Consider the following 22023-nt stretch of genomic DNA (forward strand, 5'->3'; position numbering starts at 1 on the left):
CATCTACACGCGCTGTGCGCAACTGCTGACGTAGCGTGTCGCTAACTGACCCGGTGGGCTGCACCGGGCAGTGTTCGGAGCCTCTGGCGTCGCCAGCCGGCTGAACAGCTTCATGGCGATGGAGTGCGCTGTCCATGTTGGCGACATGGTCTGAATCCGTAGCAATTCAATGGCTTGCCTTTCCCCTCCGGGTTCCACCCGGGGGCTGATCGGCCGTACCCGGCCATTAACGATTTGGCAACAACTGCGCAGTCAGGCACGATTGGCATGTGATGTGCGTCACACTTTTGACGCAACACACCTTTGAAAGGATGCTCCAAGGGGGGTTCCATGTACGACCATCGGCCGCTGGCGCTCAGCGTCGGCCTGGCATGCGCCGCACTCGCTTTCTCCACTCCGGCCACCGCAGCCGCCGACCCGCAGGCTGACGCGTTGGCCGAGATCGGCCACTACCGCGACCAGGCCCATTGGCTGGATGCACTGGCCGCGATCGAGCGGGCACGGGTGCAATCGCCCGACGACGCACTGCTGTATCGCCTGCAGGTGCTGACCCTGGCGGACATCGGCAACGCGCACCGCGCCTGGCAGCTGTATCTGGCGCGCCCCACCCTGTTCGATGCGGCACAGAAAGAACGGCTGGAAGGCAATTACCTGGCCAAGCTGGTGGGCTGGAGCCTGGCCTATGGCCCCAGCGAGGACACCCGCCTGGATGAAGCCGATGCCGCGCTGGTGCAGATGCAGCAGTACCTCGAACGCGATGGCACCCCCGTGCAGCAGGCCCCGCTGCGGATCCGCTATGACCGGCTGATCCTGCTCAACCGGCTGGGGCGTCATGCACAGGTGCGCGAGGAGTACCGCACGCTGCTCGCCGAGGGCCACCCGGTGCCGAACTATCTGCTGGCCGCCGTCGGCGATTCGCTGATGGCCACGCAGCATCCGGCCGAGGCGATCCCGGTGCTGGACGCCGCGCTCAAAGCCGATCCGTCACTGCCGCAGGCGCGCTCGGAACTGGCCTATGCGTATCTGGAGGACGAGCAGGCCGACACCGCGATCGCCCTGCTGAAGAAGTGGCAGGCCGATGAGCCCGCGTGGCGCTGGGCGAACGGTGCCAAGGCACCCTATGCGAACTGGCCGCGCTACGAGGCCGACCTCAACCTGGCCATGGTGCGTGCCTACAGTGGCGACCTGCCCACCGCCCAGCGCGATCTGGAGAAGATGGTCGAGATCGGCCCGGGCAACACCGGCACGCAGTCCTCGCTGGGCAACATCTACCTGATGCGTGGCTGGCCACGACGGGCGCTGGAGCGCTACAGCATGGCCAACACGCTGGACCCGCGCGACGTACCTGCGCGCCTGGGTCAGTACGACGCCTATGTACAGGTGCAGCGCGATGACCTGGCGCGACCGGTCCACGACACGCTGCTTGCCGCCTACCCCAACCAGCCCTCCGTGCAACGCATGGACCGCAGCTGGCGTGCGCACCGTGGCTGGCAATGGCATGCCTACGCCGAAGGTGGGCGCAGCTCGGGCGGTGGCGGTGCATCGCCGCTGGGCAATGATGACGGCCGCTACGGCGTGGAAGTGCAGTCCCCGGTGCTGGACGACCGCTGGCGCCTGGTCGCGTTCGCCGATCGGCGCAGCGTGGATTTCCAGGACCAGACCATCGACCCGTTGCGGATCGGCGCGGGCACGCGCTACCGCTACGGCCGCGCCGATGCCGAAGCCTTCGTCAACCGCGCCAACGACCACATCGGCGATACCGGCCTCAGCGCCGGGTTCGGCTGGCAGTTCAGCGATCAATGGCATGCCGGCATCACTGCCGCACGCAATGACCCGGATGCCTCGATGCAGGCACGCGTCTCCGGCATCACGGCCGACAGCATCGCACTGGCGGCCGACTATCGCCGCGACGAGCGCACCCACTGGAGCGTGGGGGCCAGCCAGTTCCGCTACGACGACGGCAACCGTCGCGATACCGTCAGCACCGCCATCGAGCAGCGCCTGATGACCCGGCCGACGGTATTCCTGGACGGTCTGGGCAGCGTGTATGCCAGCCGCGGCAGCCGCGATGACGTGCCCTATTTCAATCCCTCCGAGGATCACTCGGTGGAGATCGGCCTGCGCGTGGACCAGCAGTTATGGCGCCACTACGAACGCCACTTCCGGCATCGCCTGACCGTCTCCGTGGGCCAGTACTGGCAGCAGGGTTATGGCAGCGCGATCGTGCCCTCGGCCGAGTATCGCCATGAGTGGCAGCTCGGCGAAGGCCGCATTTTCGAGTACGGCATCCGCTGGTCGCGACCGGTCTATGACGGACAGCGTGAACGACACATCGGCCTGGATGCCGGCCTGCGGTGGGGAGAATGACATGCGGCACATGGACTTGAAGCGCTGGACCCGCTGGCTGTTGCTGGCCCTGCTCACCGCGGTGCTGCCGGCCCAGGCACAGCAACCACCGGCCGTACTTGATGCCGCCGACAACGGGCTGCTGGTGCTCAGCTACCACGACATCCGCGACGAGGTCGCCGCCCGCGGCGACCCGGACGCGTATGCCGTGAGCACGCAGAACTTCGCCGCACACCTGGACTGGCTGTCCGCGCATGGGTATCACCCGGTGTCGCTGTCGCAGCTGATCACCGCCTCGCAGGGCGGCACGCCGCTGCCCCCCAAGCCGGTACTGCTGACCTTCGATGACGGCCTGCGCAGCGTGTACAGCAAGGTCTTCCCGCTGCTGCGCGCCTACAACTATCCGGCGCTGGTCGCGGTGATCACCGACTACGTGGACATGCCGGCCGGGCGCCAGATCGACTACGGCTACCGCCCGTTCACCCGCGATGATTTCCTGACCTGGGCGCAGCTGCGCGAGATGCAGAAAAGCGGACTGATCGAACTGGCCAGCCACACCGACAACCTGCACCATGGCGTGCAGTCCAATCCGCAGGGCAACTCCACCCCGGCGGTGATCACCCGGACCTACGATCCGGCCCGCAGGACCTATGAAACCGCGGCCGACTACGAGACCCGCCTGCGCGCCGACCTGGGCCGCAGCGTGGAGCGCATCCAGCGCAATGTCGGCGTCAGCCCCAAGGCGATCGTGTGGCCGTACGCGGCCTACAACGCGCTGAGCAACGACATCGCCGAGCAGCTGGGCATGCCGGTCTCGTTCGATCTGGAAGGGCGCAGCACGCCGGTCAAGCGTGATCTGCACGGTCTGGCCCGGTTGCTGGTGACCAACAACCCGACCGTGGTGCAGCTGGCTTATGAACTGCGCCGCGATGTCGAACGCGATGGCATGCGGGCGCTGCAGATCGACCTGGATGCGGTCTACGATGCCGACCCGGTGCAACAGGGCAAGAACCTGGATGCGCTGATCGACCGGGTCAAGAAGATCGGCCCGACCCACGTGTTCCTGCAGGCCTTCGCCGATCCGGACGGCAACGGCTCGGCCGATGCGCTGTACTTCCCCAACCGCCATCTGCCGATGCGTGCGGACCTGTTCAACCGCGTGGCGTGGCAGCTCAAGACGCGCGCGGGGGTGAAGGTGTTTGCGTGGCTGCCGGTGCTGGGCTACGAGCTCAAGGATCCGGCCATCCGCAAGGCGCTGGCCATCGAGAGCCCGGAAAGCGACGGCATCTTCCGGCTGGACTTCACCCGGCCCCAGGTCCGCAAGATCATCGATGACATCTACGAAGACCTCGCGATCAACTCGTACTTCGAGGGCCTGCTCTTCCACGATGACGCCTACCTGCGCGACACCGAGCTGACCCAGCTGCCGCAGGAAGGCGATGACGGTGCACGTACCCAGGCCCTGATCGACTTCACGCTGGAGCTGCGCACCGCCGCGCAGCGCTGGCGGCCGAAGCTGGGCACCGTGCGAAACCTGTATGCCCAGCCCGTGCTGGAACCGCAGAGCGCGAGCTGGTTCGCCCAGCGCCTGGACCTGTTCAACAAGGCCTACGACCACACCGCTTTGATGGCGATGCCGTGGATGGAAGGCAGCCGCAGCCCGGAACGCTGGCTGGACCGGCTGGTGGTGGCGGTGAAGCAACACGATCCGCAGTTGTCGCAGACGATGTTCGAGCTGCAGACGCTGGACTGGCGCACCGGCAAGCCGATCCCCGGCGACCGCCTGCGCGCGCAGATCCGTCGTCTACAGGCGCAGGGCGTGCGTCATTTCGCCTGGTATCCGGATGACTTCATCGCCGGACGTCCCTCCACGTATGACGCGCGCGCGGCCATGTCGGCCCGCAGCTTCCCGTACGAGGAAAAGTGAGGTCGCCATGCATCCTCTTCTCTACACCTTGTTCCAGTTCGCCTTCTTCTACCCGATGGTGATGGCGTTCTTCTGGATGTCCGGCGGCCTGTATTACTTCTTCCGGCGCGAACGCAAGGCACGCGACCGTGATGATCCGCCGCCGATGGCCGAGTATCCGTTCGCGTCGATCCTGATCCCGTGCCACAACGAGGCGGAGAATCTGGACGACACCCTCGGTTCGGCGCTCAAGCAGAACTACCCGGATTTCGAAGTCATCGCCATCAACGATGGCAGCAGCGACGACACCGGGGCACGGCTGGATGCCCTGGCCGCCCTGCACCCACGCCTGCGCGTGGTGCATCTGGACCGCAACCTGGGCAAGGCCAATGCGCTGCGCATGGGCGCGCTGGCGGCACGCTCGGAGTTCCTGGTCTGCATCGATGGCGATGCGATGCTGGAGGAATACGCCACCCACTGGATGGTCTGGCACCTGACCTCCGGCCCGCGCGTGGGCGCGGTCACCGGCAACCCGCGCATCCGCAACCGTTCCACCCTGCTGGGCCGGCTGCAGGTGGCCGAGTTCTCCTCGATCATCGGCATGATCAAGCGCGCGCAGCGGGTGTATGGGCGCATCTTCACCATCTCCGGGGTGATCGCCGCGTTCCGCCGTACTGCCCTGCATCGGATCGGGTACTGGTCCGACGACATGGTCACCGAGGACATCGACATCAGCTGGCGCCTGCAGCTGGATCATTGGGACATCCGCTACGAGCCCAATGCGCTGTGCTTCATCCTGATGCCGGAAACGCTGAAGGGGCTGTGGCGGCAGCGCCTGCGCTGGGCCCAGGGCGGCGTGGAAGTGCTGCTGCGGCATGGCGGCTCGCTGTTCCACTGGCGCAAGCGCCGCATGTGGGGCGTGCTGCTGGAGTACATCCTCAGCGTGCTGTGGGCGTACACGATGCTGGCCATCATCGTGCTGTGGGCACTGGGCAAGTTCATGACGCTGCCGCCCGAGCTGTACATCGCCACGCTGCTGCCGCAGTGGCATGGCGTGATCCTGGCGCTGGTCTGCCTGCTGCAGTTCGCCAGCAGCCTGATCATCGACCGACGTTACGAAACGCATATTGGACGTAATTACTTCTGGGTGATCTGGTACCCGATGGCGTACTGGCTCATCAGTCTGTTCACGACCCTGGTGGCGTTCCCCAAGACGATCTTCAAGCGTCGTGGCAAGCGCGCGGTCTGGGTCAGTCCTGACCGGGGTATCCGATGAACACTGTCAAATCCACCCGCCGCTTCGACTCGCGGCTGATCCAGAAACCGCGCCAGCAGCCACGCCTGCAGCGTACTGCCTGGGGCTTTGTGACCATCGCCTTCTGGGCGTTCTACTTCTACCTGTGGGCACCGTTGGTGACGCTGATCTCTTGGCTGCTCGGCGGGCGGATGGCCTGGGCGCAGCTGTACGAACAGAAGCAGACGGTCGATCCGTTCGTGGTCATCGCGCTGCCGGTGATGCTGGTGTGCTGCGCAGCGCTGCTGATCGCCTGGGCCGAGTACAACCGCATGCGGTTTTCGGGCAAGGAGCGCCGGCTGCCGCATGACGATGTGACCCGTGAAGAGATGGCGCACGACCTGGGCGCGAGCGCTGCGGTGGCATCCCTGCTGGCCGATGGCAAGGCGGTGACCCTGCACATGGATGACCACGCGCGGCCGGTGCGGGTGACAGCGCAGGCGCTGGCCGGTTGAGGCTCGTGCCGGCCGCTGGCCGGCACGACCGATTACGTGCGTGTCTGGCCTTCGCCGCGGACGACGAAGCGCTCCACGGTGAGCGCTTCCAGTCCCATCGGGCCGTAGGCATGCAGGCGGGTGGTGGAGATGCCGATCTCCGCACCCAGGCCGAGCTCGCCACCATCGGAGAAGCGCGAGGAGGCGTTGACCATCACCACCGCTGAGCGCAACGCGTGCACGAAGCGCTCCGCCGCCGCGGCATCCTCGGTCGCGATCACTTCGGTGTGGTCCGAGCTGTACTGCTGGATATGCGCGAGGGCGTGGTCGAGGTCTTCCACCACGCGCACGGCGAGGATCAGATCCAGATACTCGGCGGCGTAATCGTCTTCGCTGGCTGCCTCTGCATCGGGCAGCCACTGGCGTGCCACCGCATCGGCGCGTAGCTGCACCCCACGTTCGGCCAGCGCTTTCGCCGCCAAGGGCAGGAAGGTCGGCGCGAGGTCGGCATGGACCAGCAGCGTCTCCAGCGAGTTGCAGGCCGACGGCCGGCTGCACTTGCCATCCACCAGCAGGCGCAGCGCCAGTGCAGGATCGGCGGCGCGGTCCACGTACAGATGGCAGACGCCCTTGTAATGCTTGATCACCGGTACGCGGGCATGCTCGGCCACGAAGCGGATCAACCCTTCCCCGCCGCGTGGAATCGCCAGGTCGATCAGGTCGTTGAGCTGCAGCAGCGCCAGCATGGTCTCGCGGCGCAGATCCTCGACCAGCGTCAGTGCTGCATCGGCAATGCCGGCCTCGCGCAGCGCGCGCTTGAGCGAGGCGGCAATCGCGGTGTTGGAGTGGATCGCCTCCGAGCCGCCGCGCAGGATCACGCCGTTGCCGGCCTTGATGCACAGCGCTGCCGCATCGGCGGTCACGTTGGGGCGCGCCTCGTAGATCATCGCGATGACGCCCAGCGGTACGCGCACTTTCTGAACGCGGATGCCATTGGGGCGCACATCATCGCGGGTCACCTGGCCGACCGGATCGGGCAATGCGGCGACCTCGCGCAGGGCGGCGGCGATACCGGCCAGACGCGGCGGGTTCAAGGCCAGGCGATCCAGCATCGCCGTGCCCACGCCCTTCTCCGTGGCCGCAGCAAGATCGCGGGCGTTGGCGGCGAGAATCGCATCGGTATCGGCGTCCAGCGCGGTGGCCATGGCCTCCAGCAGTTCGGCCTTGGCGGCGGATGACAGCTGAGCAAGTTGCTGGGCAGCCTCGCGGCAGGCCAGCGCCTGGGTGCGGATGTCGGTAGTGGAGCTGGCGACCATCTCAATATCCTTGAAAAAACACGGCGGGGACGCAATCACAACAGCACCAGATCGTCACGGTGGATGACGTTGCCACCGTAGTTGTAGCCGAGCACGCTTTCGATGTCGCGCGAGTGACGCCCGGCGACGCGGCGGATGTCGCTGGCCGAGTACTGGCTGACGCCACGGGCCAGGCAGACCTCGCCGGCCTCGGTGCGTTGCCGGATCTCGACCATGTCACCGCGGCGGAAGTCACCCTCCGCACCGACCACGCCGCCGGGCAGCAGCGAGGCGCCCTTGCCACGCAGCGCATCGGCCGCACCGGTATCGACCAGGATCGCGCCCGGTTCCAGCGGTGCGTGCCGCAGCCAGTATTTGCGCGCGGCCACGCGGGTCTGCGCGGCATGGATGCGGGTACCGAAGAGGCGGCCCTGGCTGAGCGCGCGCACCACCTCGGCGCTGCGCCCGTTGAACAGGCAGGTCTCGATGCCGACACGCCCGGCCTTGGCTGCGGCCTCCAGCTTGGTATGCATGCCGCCGGTGCCCGCGCCGCTGCCGGCCCCCCCGGCCATCGCCAGCACCTCGACGGTCAGCTCGGGCACATCGTGGATCGGCCGCGCCTGCGGATCACGCCGCGGGTCGGCGCTGTACAGGCCGTCGATATCGGTGGCGATGAACAGCACATCGGCGTCGATCAGCGCAGCGACGGTCGCCGCGAGATTGTCGTTGTCGCCGAGCTTGAGCTCATCCACCGAGACGGTGTCGTTCTCGTTGACCACCGGCAGCGCGCCCAGCCGCAGCAGTTCGTTGAGCGTGGCCCGGGCATTGAGGTAGCGGCGGCGGTTGCGCAGGTCGTCATGGGTCAGCAGCACCTGCGCCACCGGACGTTCGAAGAAGCGCTGCCACAGCCCGATCAGCTGTGCCTGGCCCAGCGCGGCCAGTGCCTGCCGTGCGGCCATCGCCGCCCCGGCTTCCAGCGCGCGCGGCACGATCGCCCGGCCAGCGGCGACCGCGCCGGAGGACACGATCACCACTTCACGCCCGGCCAGGACATTGGCCGAGACGAACTGGGCCAGCCCCAGTGCGTGGCGGGGCGAGAGACCGCCGCCGTCAGCGGCCAGCAGGCTGCTGCCCACTTTGAGGACGGCACGTTTCCACTGCGGAACGGCTTGTTCGGTAAACGGCGAAGGCACGGACTGGTTCATGTGATCGGTGCGCTCAGCGCGTGCTCCATTCGTGGATACGGGCGGTGGCACTGCCGTGCACCAGCAGCGGATCAGTGTCGACCAGCGCCTGCGCGGCGGCCAGGTCGGCGATGTCCTGCAGCACGTAGGCGCCACCGCTCTTGTCGGTGAAGCCCCCGGTCAGCAGCAGCTGCCCGCGGGCCCGCACCGCATCGAGAAAGCGCACGTGCTCGGCACCCACGTCATCGCGGAAGTCCGGCGTGCGGGTGACCATCACCAGGTAACAGGTTTTCATGTGGATCCTTTTCCCGGGCTCGCCCGGCAAGACGTTACAAAAACGGCGGCCTTGCGGCCGCCGTCGTGATTACACCAGTGCGGCCCAGCGGGCGCGCAGTTCATCCAGCCGCAGGTCGGCGGCCGCGCCGGGCGACACGCGCGCGGCCAGGCTGCCTTCGGGGGTCCGCCCCTGCCCGGCCGTATCCGCCGCCGCGGCGGCGGCCTTGTAGGCCTCGCGGAACGGCACACCGGCCACCGCCGCTTCCACGGCGACATCGGTGGCGTACATGCCCGAGTCGATCGCCGCACGCAGCTTGTCATCGCGCCATTCCAGGTTGGCCAGCAGCGCTGGCAGCAGTTCCAGCGCGGCCAGACCGCGGCCGAAGCCATGGAAGATCGCGCCCTTGCTGCTCTGCAGATCGCGGTGATAGCCCGACGGCAGCGACAGCAACTGCTCGATCTCGGTGCGGGCCGCGGCCACGCTGGCGTGGGTGGCACGCATCAGTTCGATCACGTCCGGGTTGCGCTTGTTCGGCATGATCGAACTGCCGGTGGTGTACTGCGCGGGCAGCGCGACAAAGCCGAACTCGCCGCTGGTGAACAGCGACAGGTCCCATGCGATGCGGCGCAGATCCAGGGTGGCGCCGCCAAGCGCTTCCAGTGCGGCCAGCTCGAACTTGCCGCGCGAGAGCTGCGCGTAGATCGGCGAGATCTGCATCCGCGCGAAGCCGAGTGCCTCGGTGGTGTGCGCGCGGTCCAGCGGCAGGTTCACGCCATAACCGGCGGCCGTGCCGAGCGGATTGGCATCGATCAGGGTGAAGGTGTCGTGCGCGCGGATCGCGTTGTCGATGAAGGCTTCGGCCCAGCCGGCCCACCACATGCCCGCCGAGGACACCACGGCGCGCTGGATGTGGGTATAGCCCGGCACCGGCAGGTCTTTTTCGGCCTCGGCGCGATCCAGCGCGACCTTGGCGATCTCGCGGCTCAGCTCGGCCACGCGCAGCAGCTTGTCCTTCAGCCACAGCCGGGTCGCCACCAGGATCTGGTCGTTGCGGCTGCGCCCGGTGTGGATCTTGCGGCCGGCATCGCCGAGGCGCTCGGTCAGGCGCGCTTCGATCGCCGAGTGGCAATCCTCGAAGCGCTCATCCAGCACGAACGCGCCACTGCGGAAATCCTCGGCCAGCACGTCCAGCTCGCGCTGCAGGCCGATGCGCTCGTCGTGGGCGAGGATGCCGATGTTCTCCAGGCCCTGCGCATGCGCCTTGCTGGCCGCCACGTCGTACAGGAAGAACGCGCGGTCCAGGATCACATCATCGCCGGCCAGGAAGGTCTGGATCTTGGCGTCTACCGCCACGCCGGGCTTCTGCCACAGAAGGTCTGCCATGTCTTGCTCCGTAGGCGGATTCGCTCCGCCGGGTTGTCAGGGCGCGCGCAGGGGGCCGCGCTGCGCCGTGGGAATTCAGTGCGGGATGGAAGCCAGTTCGTCCAGGCCCAGCGCCAGGTTGAGGTTCTGCATCGCCTGGGTGGCCGCGCCCTTGAGCAGGTTGTCCAGAGTCGCCACCACCACCACGCGCTTGCCGCCCGGGGCCACGTCGAAGCCGCCGATCTGCACGCCGTGCCGGCCCGCAATCTGGCTTACCCAGGGCGCTTCGTCGATCACGTCGATCAACGCTTCGTTGGCGTAGTACTTCTGATAGAGAGCGATCACGTCCTCGCGCGTGACCACCGTGTTGAGCCACAGGTTCACGGTCATGGTGATGCCGCGGAAGTGCGGCGCCACATGCGGCATGAATTCGACCGGCACGCGCAGGTGCGCGGTCACTTCACGCTCGTGCACATGGTTGGTCAGCGCATACGGCATCAGGTTGTCGCGCAGCAGTTCGGGATTGTTCTTGTCCGAGGGCGTGGTGCCCGCGCCGGAGTAGCCGGAAACACCAAAGCACTGCGGCGGGCCGGCCAGCTGCTGCAGCAGCGGGCTGATCGCCAGCTGCATCGCGGTGGCGTAGCAGCCCGGGTTGCTGATGTGCTTCTGGCCCAGGTAGTCGCCCCGGGTCAGCTCCGGCAGGCCGTAATACCAGCTCGGCTCGAAGCGGTGATCGGCCGACAGATCGACGATCACCGTGTCCGGCCTGGCCGCATCCAGCGCGGTGACGAACGGCGCGGACAGGCCATTGGGCAGTGCCAGGATCACGGCGTCCATGCCCTTGGCGGCGACAGCATCCGCATCCAGGTTCTCGAACTGCAGTTCACCGTGCCAATCGCTGTGGTGGTCGCTCACGCGCTGGCCAGCCAGTTCGCGCGAGGACACGAAGCCCAGCTGCAGGCGCGGGTGGGCGGCGATCAGTTTGATCAGCTCGGCGCCGGTGTGGCCGCGGGCGCCGACGATGCCGACAGTGAAGATCTTGGTGCTCATGCGTGTGCGTCCAGGCGGTGCTGCAGGTGGCGTTTCACCCCCGGCCATTCCGCATCGATGATGGAGAAGATGACGGTATCGCGCGGGGTGCCATCCGGGTGGCGCTTGTGGTTGCGCAGCACGCCGTCCTGCTTGGCGCCCAACCGTGCGATCGCGGTGCGCGAGGTAAGGTTGAACCAGCTGGTCTCGAACACCACGCTCAGGCATTCCAGCCGCTCGAAGGCGTGGGTGAGCAGCATCAGCTTGGTCTCGGTGTTGATGCCGGTGCGCTGGGCGGCCTCGCCATACCAGGTGTAGCCGATGCTCAGGCGCGGCACCTCGGCGTCCAGATCGTAGTAGCGGGTGGTGCCGACCACTTCATCGGCCTCGTTGAGGACCGCGAACGGCAGCACCTTGCCCTCGGCCTGCGCCTGAAGCGCGGCCTGGACATAGGCGGTCATGGTCTTCGCACTCGGCACCTGGGTGTACCAGAGCTTGGACAAGGTGCCATCCCCCAGTGCACCGCGCAGGCCATCGATGTGCGCCATCTGCAGCGGCTCCAGCCGGGCGTGGGTGCCGGCCAGTGTGGGGACCTTGGTCCAATCGGCGAGATTCATGAGGTTCAGCCCTCCAGGCTGGGGGTGCGTGCGGCGCAATGCTCGACGTACGCTTTGATGCGGTCGAAGCCATCGGCGCCGAACCAGAACACTTTCCAGTGGCCCTGCTTGTAGCAGCCATCGGATTGCGCGTAATAGAAGTGATTGATCGGGTTGCCGTTGCGCGAGCGCCAGAACAGCTGTGGGGTTTCGTCCAGCATGACATTCCAGACCGCGCGGCCAAGGCCTTCGCCCTGCGCGTCATCGAGCACCGCGAACTTGTCCAGGTAGACGCCTTCGGGCTCGTCGGTAAGGATCACCGCGGTGCGGTAGTTCTCACTGACGTAGGCGCGCAGCAGCTTGGTTTTCTGGAAGTAGTCCGGCACCAGGGTACGGCCGAAGCTGGATTCGATCAGCTGCTTCAGGCGCGGCAGATCGAGCGCATCCCACGCGGTGGCGCGCAGCACCTTCTCGCCCTTGCGCACCAGCGTGCCCGAGCCCTTGTGGGTGAACAGCTCCTTGGCCAGGTCCGCCGGGCGGGTGATCGACACCGACGATTCCAGCGGCAGGCGATCGAGCAGGTCCTTGATCTGCTCGATCTTGACCCGCATGCCGCCATGGATCCACGGCTGCTGCATCAGCTGGTCGTACTCGGTGGACAGGTTGATCGAATCGATCACCTTGCCCTCTTCATCAAGCAGGCCGCCGGTGCCGGTCAGGAAGATGATCTTGTAGGGCTGCAGTTCCTGCACCAGCTCATTGGCGGCGAAATCGGCGTTGACGTTGAGGATCTGCCCGCAGCGGGTTTCGCCCAGGCTGGTGATCACCGGGATCGAGCCGGCACGCAGGCTTGCTTCGATCGGGGCCAGGTTGACCTTCTTGACCTCACCGACCAGGCCGTAGGTGTCCTGATCCAGGTACTCGGCTTCGAACACGCCGCCGGTGATCGAGGTCGCGCGTGCGCCGTTCTGCTGCAGGGCTTCGACCAGCTGCAGATTGGAGGCCTGGAACACCCGGCGCACGATCGCCAGGCCTTCGGCCGAGGTCACGCGCAGGCCGTTGACGGTCTGCTTCTCGATGCCGGCCGCCGACAGTTCGGCATCCAGCTGCGGGCCGGCGCCATGCAGCACGATCGGGGTCAGGCCGACTTCCTGCAGGAACGACAGCGAGGAGGTCAGCGCCTCCAGGTCATCGCGCAGCACCGCGCCGCCGACTTTGACCACGGCGAAGCGTTTGGCGTCCAGCTGCGAGAAACGCTTGAGGTACTGGCTGATTTCCTTCGCGCTGGCCATGCTCGAGAGCAGGCGCACGATGGTCTGACGGGTCTGGCGGTGGGGCTGGGAAGAAGGCATTTCGATATCGTCGCAGGCGGCCGGGGCCGCGATGGGAGTTCCGTCAGTGGGGGACCACGACGGCGTCATTCGATCAGGCGCCGTGCGCAATGATGCGGTGCACGGACGCGGCGTAACGCTGCAGCTGCTCCAGTGTCACGAACTCATCGGCGGTGTGGGCCTGGGCGATGTCGCCCGGGCCGTACACCAGCGTGGTGTAACCCCCGGCCGAGAACAGCGAAGCCTCGGTCCAGAAATCCACCGCGTTGCCGATCGGGATATCCAGCGCATCGGCCACGTCACGCGCGGCCAGCCGGCGGTTTTCTGCTTCGGCAATATCGCCGGCCGGGAAGCTGGGCCCACGGAAGGTCTCGGTGAACACCGCGGCCTCCGGTTCGGCGAAACCGGCAAAGGTGGCCAGCAGCGCATCGATATCCATCGACGGCAGCGGGCGGAAGCCGAAGCGCACCTCGGCGGCGGGTGCGATCATGTTGGCCTTGATGCCGCCTTCCACGCGCCCGATGTTGAAGCGCAGGCCGGTGAGCCCGCCGAAGCGCGCATGCGACAACGACTCGACATGGTCCAACGCGCGGTTGCCCCAGCGCATCGCCTGATGCAGTGCGCTGGCGGCCGCATCCTGCTTGCCCGAGGCATGCCCGGCGCGGCCCTTGAACTGCATCAGCACCGAGCTGATGCCACGGTGCGCGAGTACCGCTTCGCTCATCGTCGGCTCGGCCACCAGCACCGCTTCATACGCAATGCCACGGGCGAGGAACGCGGCGATGCAACGCGGGTCGTTGGCCTCCTCGTCGCTGGAGAACAGAAACGCGGCGTCGCCATCACTGGCGTTCGCAGCCGCCACCAACGCCGCCGCGGCGCCCTTGATGTCGCACACGCCCAGTCCGATCACGCGGTCCTCGGCGCGCCGCATCACGTGCGGATCGGCCGTCCAATGCGGCGAATCCGGCACGGTATCCAGGTGCACGTTGAACAGGTACTTCGGGGTGCCACGCACCGCATACAGGCTGACTGCACCGTCGCCATGGTCGATCACCTCCACATTGAACCCGGGCAGGTTCGCACGCAGGTAATCGAAGATGCCGCCGGTGGTGATCGCACGCGGCGGATTGCGCGTGTCGAACGACACCAGGGCCTGCAGGTGGGTAAGGGTGTTTTCGAGCATGCGGGTCAGTCCTTCACTGCGGCAACGGCCGCATCCTGGTAGATCGTGGGTCGCGCAATTTCCATCAGCAGCTCCGGGCGCGCCGGAGCATCGAATCCGAAACGCGCGTACAGGCCATGCGCGTCGCGGGTGGCGAGCATGAAACGGCGCAGGCCCTGCAGCGCCGGCTGCGCCAGCAACGCCTCGATCAACGCCGTGCTGTAGCCGCGCCCCCGGTGGTCGGGCAGCACGAACACATCGGCCAGGTAGCCGAAGGTCGCACCGTCGGTGATCACCCGGGCAAAGGCCACCTGACTGCCATCGTCCAGATAGCCGCCGATGCACAAGGAGCCGTCGATCGCCCGCTGCACCGTTTCCCGTGGAATCCCTTCGCTCCAATACGCTTGGGTCGACAGATACCGGTGAATCAGCGCGACATCGAGCCGCTGTTTATCGGTGCAGACGTGCAGGTTCATGGTCTCGGTCCAGTTCAACGCCCGGCGGGTGGCGCGCACCCGCCGGACACGTCGATCAATCGATCAGCGATTCACCTGCGCATACAACGTCGAGCTCATGCCGAACAGCTTGATGAAGCCTTCGGCCTCTTCCACGCCCCAGTCGGCCGACTGTGCATAGGTGGCGCCCTTGGCGTTGAGCAGGTGCGGCGACTTCACGGCCACGGCATCCACACGGCCACCACGGGTCTCCAGCACCACTTCACCGTTGACCTTGGTCTGCGAGGACTTCAGGAAGGCCTCGATGTCGGTCTTGAGCGGGTCGTGGTAGAAGCCTTCGTACACCAGCTCCACCCACTTGCGTGCCACGTCCGGCTTGAAGCGGTTCTGCTGCTTGGTCAGCACCGCATCTTCCAGCGCACGGTGCGCGGCCAGCAGCGAGACCAGGCCCGGCGCTTCAAACACGATGCGGCCCTTCAGGCCGATCACGGTGTCACCGGTGTAGACGCCACGGCCGACGCCGTACGGGGCGAACAGCTTGTTGAGCTTGGCCAGGATCTGCTCACCCGGCAGCGCCTTGCCATCCAGCTCGACCGCTTCGCCTTCGACGAACGTCAGGGTCACGGTGAGCGGCTCGACCGGCCATTCGCTGCGCGGGGCGCACCAGCCGCGGGCACCCTCGCCCGGGGCTTCCCAACGGTCGATCTCGCCGCCGGACATGGTCAGGCCGAGCAGGTTCTCGTTGATGGTGTAGGCCTGCTGCTTGGCACGCACGCCGAAGCCACGCTCTTCCAGGTACTTCTGCTCATAGGCGCGGGTCTGGGTGTGTTCCTTCTGGATCTCACGGATCGGCGCGACGATCTGGTAATCGCCCAGTGCCTTCACGGCCAGGTCGAAACGGACCTGGTCGTTGCCCATGCCGGTGCAGCCGTGGGCGATGATGTTGGTGCCCAGCTCGGCGGCGCGCTTGAGCGCGGCATCCACGATCAGGTAGCGATCGGAGACCAGCAGCGGGTACTGGCCCTGGTAGCCTTCGCCGGCCCACACGAACGGCTTGACGAAACCACTCCAGATCGCCGGGCCACCATCGACGGTGACGTGGCTGGTGACGCCCAGCTCGGCGGCACGCTGCTCGATGAAATCGCGCTCTTCGTCATCCACGCCGCCGGTATCGGCGAACACGGTGTGCACGTTGTAGCCGCGCTCCTGCAGGTAAGGCACGCAGAAGCTGGTGTCGAGTCCGCCGGAGAAGGCCAGGACGATGTCTTTGTTGCTCATGGGGGTCAGGTCCAATAGGGGGATGCGGTAAGAATCTGGGTTGGTGCGGGTAGAGCCACGCCATGCGTGGCTGCACCATTGGAGGCGTTCGATCAGCGGCTGATCAATGCCGACATGATCGCCTTCTGCACATGCAGGCGGTTTTCGGCTTCGTCGATCGCGATGCACTGCGCCGAATCCATCACGCCGTCGGTCGCTTTCACGTTGCGACGCAGCGGCAGGCAGTGGCTGAAGACACCGTTGTTGGTGAGCGCCATCTTGGCTTCGTCGACGATGAAGTGCTTGTACTGATCGCGGATCGGCTTCTCCGGTTCCCAGTTGCCGAAGAACGGCAGCGCGCCCCAGCTCTTGGCGTACACCACGTCCGCGCCGGCGTAGGCACTGGCGATGTCATGGCTGACCTGCAGCGAACCGCCGCTCTCGGCGACGTTCTGCTCGGCCCAGCCCATGTAGCGCTCATCCAGGATGTAATCCGGGGTCGGGCACAGCAGGGTCACGTCCATGCCCATGCGGGTGGCGATGGTCAGCGCCGAGTTGGCCACCGCGGTGTTGAGCGGCTTGGGGTGATAGGTCCAGGTCAGCACGTACTTCTTGCCGCGCAGGTCCTGGGTGCCGAAGTGTTCCTGCAGGGCCATCACGTGGGCCAGTTCCTGGCACGGGTGGGTGATGGTTTCCATGTTGATCACCGGCACCGGCGAGTACTTGGCGAAGCTCTTGAGCACTTCGTCCTCGCGGTCCTTGGTCCAGTCGATGAACTTCGGGAAGGCACGCACGCCGATCAGGTCCACATAGCGGCCCAGCACTTTGGCCACTTCGGCGATGTGCTCCTCGGTGTCCCCGTCCATCACCGAGCCCAGGTTGAACTCGATCGGCCAGGCGTCTTTGCCCGGCTGCAGCACGATCGCGTGGCCGCCCAGCTGGAACGCGCCCAGCTCGAAGCTGGTGCGGGTGCGCATGGAGGGATTGAAGAACACCAGGGCAATCGACTTGCCCTTGAGCTCGTCGCCCAGTTTGTTGCGCTTGAACAACGCGGCCTGGGTCAACAGGGCATCCAGGTCGGTGCGGCTCCAATCCTGGGTGTTCAGGAAGTGCTTCAGGGACATCGATCGATCCTTTGCGGCTGGTTTTCCACCGTTTCCGGCAGGGGTTGGGGGCGCCGGGGCGCGTTCAGGGCTCAACAAAACGTATACAGATGAAACTTTTCAGATCGTAGAAACGAAAAAACCCAGCGCGGGGGCTGGGTTTTCCAAACAGGCAGCACGAAGCTCCGGTTACCCAGCGAAAATGTGGGGTTCCGGTCGGCGGGCACGCGACGTCATGCCCGTAGCCATACGGGCGGCGCTGGTGTCGTGCTGGAAGTCGGTGAGTTTCATGGCCGCCCATCTTTGCATGCACCCGGGGCGGGTGCAAGGCCTGAATGGAAATTCAGGTTGAAGGCGTCGCCCGTGAGGCGACGGGAGGTGTCACGGGTTGGCGCCACCGGCCTGCTCGTTGCCCACCCACGGGGTGATCGAAACGCGGATCTTGAGCCGGTTGCCCGGGTCTTCAGGCAGGCGGGAACGGTACTTGGTGCCCTTGTAGACGTAGTCCACGTCGTAGGCGATCGGGCGGCGGAACTCACGGCCGACCGGGATGATCTTGCAATCCCGGGTCAACAACGGCCCGGTGTTGGCCGGCGTGGCCTCGACCACCACCGTTTCTGAGTAGCCACTTTCGTCGGTGCTGCCGTCCTCCCGGCGGAAGATCGAGCGCACCGAATCCATGAAGCGGCCGAAGCGGCCCTTGTCTTCCTGCGGCTCCTCGCCGGTGACGTTGACCGGCGCGAGCGTGCGGGTGGAGACCGGCTCGCAGTGCTCTTCAGTGCGGGTGGCGCGCAGGGTCTGGAAGACCGGCTCGACGTTGAGCACCTGGGCGTAGTCGAACTTGACGTTCTCCACGATCACCACCCGGTTGCGCACCTCACCCTCCTGGGCGCACGCCCCGAAGGCGGCACTTCCGAGCAGGCAGACCAGCGTCAACAACGAAGCGGATTTCATTGGCAACAAGGAAAAGGACAAGAGGGATAGTTTAGGCAGTGGCAAGCACAAGGGGCTGAACATTACCCTTCCGTGACGTTTCTGCCCATAGGCCGACCCCACCTGCGGGGCCGGAAGCCCGCCACGACGGGACGGAACCCCTGAAGCCTTCAGCCACACCGCCGGCGGCCGGGGTCGCCTGCCTGCCCTGCCCACATCCCCCCAAAGCCCCCGACACGTTCTAAAATCGACCGCTTACCCCCGCTCCCGACCCTCATGACCCTGCGCCTGCACAACAACCTGACACGCCAGCTCGAACCGTTCACCCCGCTCGATCCGACCTGTCCGACCCTGTATGTGTGTGGCCCCACGGTCTACAACTACGTCCACATCGGCAATGCCCGTGGGCCGGTGGTGTTCGGGGTACTGGCCGATCTGCTGCGCCGCCGCTTCGGCGGCCTGCGCTATGCCCGCAACATCACCGACGTGGATGACAAGATCAACACGGCCGCGCGCGAGCAGCACGTCCCGATCAGCACCATCACCGACCGTTTCGCCGCCGCCTACCGCGAGGACATGGCCGCGCTGGGCGTGGTGCCGCCGGACATCGAGCCGGAAGCCACCGCGCACATTCCGCAGATCGTGACGATGATCGAGCAGCTGATCGCCAACGGGCATGCCTATGCGGCCGAAGGCCACGTGCTGTTCTCGGTGAGCTCCTACGCCGACTACGGCAAGCTCTCGCGCCGTGACCCTGACGAGATGCTGGCCGGTGCGCGCGTGGATGTCGCCCCGTACAAGCGCGACCCGGGCGATTTCGTGCTCTGGAAGCCCTCCAGCGACGACCTGCCCGGCTGGGAGTCGCCCTGGGGCCGTGGCCGCCCGGGCTGGCACATCGAGTGCTCGGCGATGGCCGCCGCGCACCTGGGGCCGACCATCGATATCCATGCCGGCGGCGTGGACCTGCAGTTCCCGCACCACGAGAACGAGATCGCCCAGAGCGAGTGCGCGCACGGCGGGCAGACCTTCGCCCGGTTCTGGCTGCACAACGGCATGCTCAACTTCGGCGGCGCCAAGATGAGCAAGTCGATCGGCAACATCGAGCGCGTGCACGATCTGGTCCGCCAGCATGCCCCCGAGGCGCTGCGCTATGCCCTGCTGTCGGCCCACTACCGGCAGCCGCTGGACTGGTCCGATGCGCTGATCGAGCAGTCGGTGCGCACCCTGGACCGCCTGTACGGCACCCTGCGCGATCTGGTCGGGGTGGACGCCGCTGCGGTGATTCCGGCCGAGATCGAGGCCGCGCTGGATGACGACCTCAACACCCCACAGGCACTGGCCGAGCTGGCCCGTATCGCCGGTGAGGCACGCAAGGCTGCCGACGCCGACAAGGCGCACTGGAAGTCCGCGCTGCTCGGTGCCGGCCTGGCGCTGGGCCTGCTGCAGCAGGATCCCGCGGCCTGGTTTGGCACCGCAGGCGGCAACGACGACGATGCGGCCATCCAGGCCCTGATCGATGAACGCGCCGCTGCCAAGCAGGCCCGCGACTTCGCCCGCGCCGATGCGATCCGCGACCAGTTGGCCGCCGAGGGCATCGTGCTGGAAGACACCGCCCAAGGCGTGCGCTGGTCGCGCAAGCGCTGAACGACCGCCCGGCTGACCGTCGGGCGCTACCCGACACCGCCCGATCCACTGGGCATTGCCATGACATCGCCCCGGCCACGGACGGCCGGGCTGCCTCCCCCCGCAACTGCACGGTCACCCACGGACGGCGAACACCGACCCGGAGCCCCCATGACCCCCACCTCCCCGTTCCCGCTCGAACCCACCGCTGCTGAAGCCCAGGCAGCCATCGCCGAGGAATTCGCGTTCTTCGGTGACTGGTCCGAGCGCTACCAGTACCTGATCGACCTCGGCCGCAAACTGCCCCCCTTCCCGGAAGCGTGGAAAACCGAGGAACATCGCCTGCTCGGCTGCCAGTCCATGGTCTGGATCGTGCCGGACGGCAATGCCGAGGCGCTGCGCTTCCACGCCATCAGTGATTCGGCGATCGTCTCCGGGCTCATTTACCTGGCCCTGCGCGTCTACTCGGGCCGTTCGGCGGCCGACATCCTGGCCACCGAGCCGAACTACATCCAGGACATCGGGCTGTCGCGCCACCTGTCGCCGACCCGCAGCAACGGCGTCGCGGCGATGCTGGCCTTCATCCGCGACACCGCCCAAGCGCAGTCGTGACGCTCTCCGCCGATCCGCAGGAGCCGGACAGCGCCCTGCAGCTGCTGGCCCGCCCAGGCTTTTCGCTGGTGCTGGCGTACCGCATCTTCGCGATGCTGTCCTACCAGATCGTCGCGGTGACGGTCGGCTGGCATATCTACGAGGTCACCCGCAATCCGTTCTCGCTGGGCCTGGTCGGCCTGGCCGAGGTGCTGCCGTTCTTCTGCGTGGCGCCGTTTGCCGGCTACCTGGTCGACCACCTGCCCCGCCGCCGGCTGGGCATGGTCGCCTGCAGCGGGCTGGTGATGACCGCACTGGTGTTGACCGCGGTCGCCCAGGGCTGGCTGCCGTTCCACGGAGTGTGGCCGATCTATGCGGCGATCGCCCTGACCGGCATGGTCCGCGCGTTCCTCTCGCCGATCTACAACGCTCTGTTCGCCCGCGTGCTGGAGCGTACGCAGTACGCCCGCGGAGCCGGCCTTGGCGCGGTCGTCTTCCAGGCCGGCATGGTGCTCGGGCCGGCCCTGGGCGGTGCGCTGGTGGCGTGGGGCGGCAAGGGCGTGGCCTATGGCGTGGCGGTAGGCGTGTCGCTGATCGCGCTGGGCTGCCTGGCGGCGCTGCGCGTCTCCGAGCCGGTGCACACGGGCCCGGCGGCGCCGATCTTCAAGAGCATCGCCGAGGGCGGCCGGTTCGTGCTGGGCAACAAGATCATGGTCGGGGCGATGGCGCTGGACATGTTTTCGGTGTTGCTCGGCGGCGTGGTGGCGATGCTGCCGGCGTTCCTGCACGAGATTCTGCATCACGGCCCGGAGGGGCTGGGCGTGCTGCGTGCGGCGCCGGCGCTGGGTTCGGTGTGCGTGGGGCTGTGGCTGGCGCGTCGGCCGCTGCAGCGCAATGCGGGGCGTGTGCTGTTGTTCGCGGTGGCCGGCTTTGGCCTGTGCGTGATCGGCTTCGGGCTGTCGTCGAATTTCTGGCTGTCGGCGGCGATCCTGTTGTTCTACGGTGCGTTCGACGGTGTGTCGGTGGTGGTGCGTTCGACGATTCTGCAGTTGGCGACGCCGGAGGAGATGCGTGGTCGGGTGTCGTCGATCAATGGCATTTTCATCAGTTCGTCCAATGAGCTGGGTGCGTTCTATGCGGGCACGATGGCCAAGCTGTTGGGGCTGGTCCCGGCGGTGGTGCTGGGCGGCTTTGCGGTGTTGAGCGTGGCGGGCATTACGGCGTGGAAGAATCCGACGCTGCGGCGGTTGAACCTGCGCGATCTGCATTGAGCATTTGGCCGGCTCATTGCTTGGTGCTGGCCAGCTGGTTGGCTGGCGCCGCGCGGTTGGGGTGCATGCGTTGTCGGCTCGGCGCCTTCCTGTGCCTGGGGTTGGGCGGCCGGGCAGCGCAGTGCAGGACCCGCCGTAAACCCATCCATGGGGGCTCGTAGTGCGGCATCCATGCCGCACACGGTCCTTCACTGCGCCACCCGTCCACCCATGGACAGTGGGTTGCTTGCGCGGAATCAACAGCGAAGAACAAACGACGACAGGCAAAAAGCAAATAGCCGACTCCTCACCGCTTATCACTCACGGAGTGCGACGCCGGTTGTTCGCTGTCAGCTGTCAGCGCTTAGCTTTTGGCTTTTGGCTGTTAGCTGCTGGCTTACGACATACCGCTTACGGCTTGCGGCTTGCGTCTTGCGTCTTGCGGCTTCGGTCTCGCCTCCGGGTGCAAGCGGATTGCAGATTGCGTAATTTTCGGCGCGCCCGCCTAGCCGGTAGATCCACACCACACATGAATACCGCGCGCCGCGGCACAAGCATCCAGACCAGCGTTTGGTAGTTCCTGAAGGCCCAGCCA

General features: G+C 66.6%; 19 protein-coding genes. 7 read left to right on the forward strand and 12 right to left on the reverse strand.

Annotated elements, in window-relative coordinates; all coding sequences use genetic code 11:
- Positions 1-330 precede the first annotated feature (330 nt).
- The 4 genes from pgaA to pgaD are packed head-to-tail and all read left to right on the forward strand — an operon-like array spanning position 331 to position 6001.
- Positions 331-2367, forward strand: a complete 2037-nt coding sequence (pgaA, locus tag BCL79_RS04960; RefSeq protein ID WP_121038163.1) for a poly-beta-1,6 N-acetyl-D-glucosamine export porin PgaA — start codon at positions 331-333, stop codon at positions 2365-2367.
- A 10-nt stretch (positions 2368-2377) separates the two neighbouring features.
- Positions 2378-4273, forward strand: coding sequence for a poly-beta-1,6-N-acetyl-D-glucosamine N-deacetylase PgaB (gene pgaB, locus BCL79_RS04965; protein ID WP_183073743.1), 1896 nt, complete (start codon positions 2378-2380; stop codon positions 4271-4273).
- A gap of 7 nt (positions 4274-4280) precedes the next feature.
- Complete coding sequence (pgaC, locus tag BCL79_RS04970) at positions 4281-5528, forward strand: poly-beta-1,6-N-acetyl-D-glucosamine synthase (RefSeq protein WP_121038166.1); 1248 nt, start codon at positions 4281-4283, stop codon at positions 5526-5528.
- Positions 5525-6001 (forward strand): poly-beta-1,6-N-acetyl-D-glucosamine biosynthesis protein PgaD, encoded by a 477-nt coding sequence (gene pgaD, locus BCL79_RS04975; protein WP_121038169.1) that lies wholly within the window; start codon positions 5525-5527, stop codon positions 5999-6001. The genes pgaC and pgaD overlap by 4 nt, the downstream gene beginning before the upstream one ends.
- A 32-nt stretch (positions 6002-6033) precedes the next feature.
- Here pgaD and BCL79_RS04980 read toward each other — a convergent pair whose 3' ends face one another.
- The 12 genes from BCL79_RS04980 to BCL79_RS05035 form a co-directional block, all read right to left on the reverse strand.
- Entirely contained in the window at positions 6034-7296 is a 1263-nt protein-coding gene (locus tag BCL79_RS04980) for a glutamate-5-semialdehyde dehydrogenase (RefSeq protein WP_121038172.1), read from the reverse strand.
- Between the two features lie 35 nt (positions 7297-7331).
- Positions 7332-8480: a glutamate 5-kinase gene (proB, locus tag BCL79_RS04985; protein ID WP_121038175.1), complete on the reverse strand. Its 1149-nt coding sequence runs from the start codon at positions 8478-8480 to the stop codon at positions 7332-7334.
- 13 nt (positions 8481-8493) lie between these two features.
- Positions 8494-8754 (reverse strand): YciI family protein, encoded by a 261-nt coding sequence (locus BCL79_RS04990; RefSeq protein ID WP_121038179.1) that lies wholly within the window; start codon positions 8752-8754, stop codon positions 8494-8496.
- Between the two features lie 69 nt (positions 8755-8823).
- Positions 8824-10119: an argininosuccinate lyase gene (gene argH / locus BCL79_RS04995; protein ID WP_121038182.1), complete on the reverse strand. Its 1296-nt coding sequence runs from the start codon at positions 10117-10119 to the stop codon at positions 8824-8826.
- Positions 10120-10194: 75 nt separating this feature from the next.
- On the reverse strand, positions 10195-11148 hold the full coding sequence (gene argC / locus BCL79_RS05000) for an N-acetyl-gamma-glutamyl-phosphate reductase (protein WP_121038185.1): 954 nt from the start codon (positions 11146-11148) through the stop codon (positions 10195-10197).
- Positions 11145-11744 carry a GNAT family N-acetyltransferase gene (locus tag BCL79_RS05005; protein ID WP_121038188.1) on the reverse strand — a complete coding sequence of 200 codons (600 nt, stop codon included), beginning with the start codon at positions 11742-11744 and terminating at the stop codon, positions 11145-11147. Before BCL79_RS05005 ends, argC begins: the two co-directional genes overlap by 4 nt.
- A 5-nt stretch (positions 11745-11749) precedes the next feature.
- Positions 11750-13075 (reverse strand): acetylglutamate kinase, encoded by a 1326-nt coding sequence (locus BCL79_RS05010; protein ID WP_183073675.1) that lies wholly within the window; start codon positions 13073-13075, stop codon positions 11750-11752.
- 73 nt (positions 13076-13148) lie between these two features.
- Positions 13149-14237: an acetylornithine deacetylase gene (locus tag BCL79_RS05015; protein WP_428999400.1), complete on the reverse strand. Its 1089-nt coding sequence runs from the start codon at positions 14235-14237 to the stop codon at positions 13149-13151.
- Positions 14238-14242: 5 nt separating this feature from the next.
- Positions 14243-14692: a GNAT family N-acetyltransferase gene (locus BCL79_RS05020; protein WP_121041150.1), complete on the reverse strand. Its 450-nt coding sequence runs from the start codon at positions 14690-14692 to the stop codon at positions 14243-14245.
- A gap of 63 nt (positions 14693-14755) precedes the next feature.
- The gene (locus tag BCL79_RS05025; RefSeq protein WP_121038191.1) at positions 14756-15949 is read right to left on the reverse strand and encodes an argininosuccinate synthase; all 1194 of its coding nucleotides are present in this window, start codon (positions 15947-15949) and stop codon (positions 14756-14758) included.
- A 92-nt stretch (positions 15950-16041) separates the two neighbouring features.
- Complete coding sequence (locus tag BCL79_RS05030; protein ID WP_121038194.1) at positions 16042-17052, reverse strand: N-acetylornithine carbamoyltransferase; 1011 nt, start codon at positions 17050-17052, stop codon at positions 16042-16044.
- Positions 17053-17412: 360 nt separating this feature from the next.
- Positions 17413-17985, reverse strand: coding sequence for a hypothetical protein (locus BCL79_RS05035; RefSeq protein WP_121038197.1), 573 nt, complete (start codon positions 17983-17985; stop codon positions 17413-17415).
- Between the two features lie 255 nt (positions 17986-18240).
- Here BCL79_RS05035 and cysS point away from each other — a divergent pair, with 255 nt between their 5' ends.
- From cysS to BCL79_RS05050, 3 genes are all read left to right on the forward strand, one after another.
- The gene (cysS, locus tag BCL79_RS05040; protein WP_121038200.1) at positions 18241-19608 is read left to right on the forward strand and encodes a cysteine--tRNA ligase; all 1368 of its coding nucleotides are present in this window, start codon (positions 18241-18243) and stop codon (positions 19606-19608) included.
- 150 nt (positions 19609-19758) lie between these two features.
- Positions 19759-20199 carry a SufE family protein gene (locus BCL79_RS05045; protein WP_121038203.1) on the forward strand — a complete coding sequence of 147 codons (441 nt, stop codon included), beginning with the start codon at positions 19759-19761 and terminating at the stop codon, positions 20197-20199.
- Positions 20196-21449, forward strand: coding sequence for an MFS transporter (locus tag BCL79_RS05050; RefSeq protein ID WP_121038206.1), 1254 nt, complete (start codon positions 20196-20198; stop codon positions 21447-21449). The genes BCL79_RS05045 and BCL79_RS05050 overlap by 4 nt, the downstream gene beginning before the upstream one ends.
- Positions 21450-22023: the final 574 nt, after the last annotated feature.

The organism is Stenotrophomonas rhizophila (assembly GCF_003651185.1).
GTDB classification, from domain to species: domain Bacteria; phylum Pseudomonadota; class Gammaproteobacteria; order Xanthomonadales; family Xanthomonadaceae; genus Stenotrophomonas; species Stenotrophomonas maltophilia_Z.

Coding starts and splice junctions, on each gene's coding strand:
- BCL79_RS05020 (WP_121041150.1), bottom strand. CDS start 14,692: ATGAACCTGCACGTCTGCACCGATAAACAGCGGCTCGATGTCGCGCTG.
- BCL79_RS05010 (WP_183073675.1), bottom strand. CDS start 13,075: ATGCCTTCTTCCCAGCCCCACCGCCAGACCCGTCAGACCATCGTGCGC.
- argC (WP_121038185.1), bottom strand. CDS start 11,148: ATGAGCACCAAGATCTTCACTGTCGGCATCGTCGGCGCCCGCGGCCAC.
- BCL79_RS04990 (WP_121038179.1), bottom strand. CDS start 8,754: ATGAAAACCTGTTACCTGGTGATGGTCACCCGCACGCCGGACTTCCGC.
- pgaB (WP_183073743.1), top strand. CDS start 2,378: ATGGACTTGAAGCGCTGGACCCGCTGGCTGTTGCTGGCCCTGCTCACC.
- pgaD (WP_121038169.1), top strand. CDS start 5,525: ATGAACACTGTCAAATCCACCCGCCGCTTCGACTCGCGGCTGATCCAG.
- cysS (WP_121038200.1), top strand. CDS start 18,241: ATGACCCTGCGCCTGCACAACAACCTGACACGCCAGCTCGAACCGTTC.
- argH (WP_121038182.1), bottom strand. CDS start 10,119: ATGGCAGACCTTCTGTGGCAGAAGCCCGGCGTGGCGGTAGACGCCAAG.
- pgaA (WP_121038163.1), top strand. CDS start 331: ATGTACGACCATCGGCCGCTGGCGCTCAGCGTCGGCCTGGCATGCGCC.
- BCL79_RS05015 (WP_428999400.1), bottom strand. CDS start 14,237: ATGCTCGAAAACACCCTTACCCACCTGCAGGCCCTGGTGTCGTTCGAC.
- BCL79_RS05025 (WP_121038191.1), bottom strand. CDS start 15,949: ATGAGCAACAAAGACATCGTCCTGGCCTTCTCCGGCGGACTCGACACC.
- BCL79_RS05035 (WP_121038197.1), bottom strand. CDS start 17,985: ATGAAATCCGCTTCGTTGTTGACGCTGGTCTGCCTGCTCGGAAGTGCC.
- pgaC (WP_121038166.1), top strand. CDS start 4,281: ATGCATCCTCTTCTCTACACCTTGTTCCAGTTCGCCTTCTTCTACCCG.
- BCL79_RS04980 (WP_121038172.1), bottom strand. CDS start 7,296: ATGGTCGCCAGCTCCACTACCGACATCCGCACCCAGGCGCTGGCCTGC.
- BCL79_RS05030 (WP_121038194.1), bottom strand. CDS start 17,052: ATGTCCCTGAAGCACTTCCTGAACACCCAGGATTGGAGCCGCACCGAC.
- proB (WP_121038175.1), bottom strand. CDS start 8,480: ATGAACCAGTCCGTGCCTTCGCCGTTTACCGAACAAGCCGTTCCGCAG.
- BCL79_RS05005 (WP_121038188.1), bottom strand. CDS start 11,744: ATGAATCTCGCCGATTGGACCAAGGTCCCCACACTGGCCGGCACCCAC.
- BCL79_RS05045 (WP_121038203.1), top strand. CDS start 19,759: ATGACCCCCACCTCCCCGTTCCCGCTCGAACCCACCGCTGCTGAAGCC.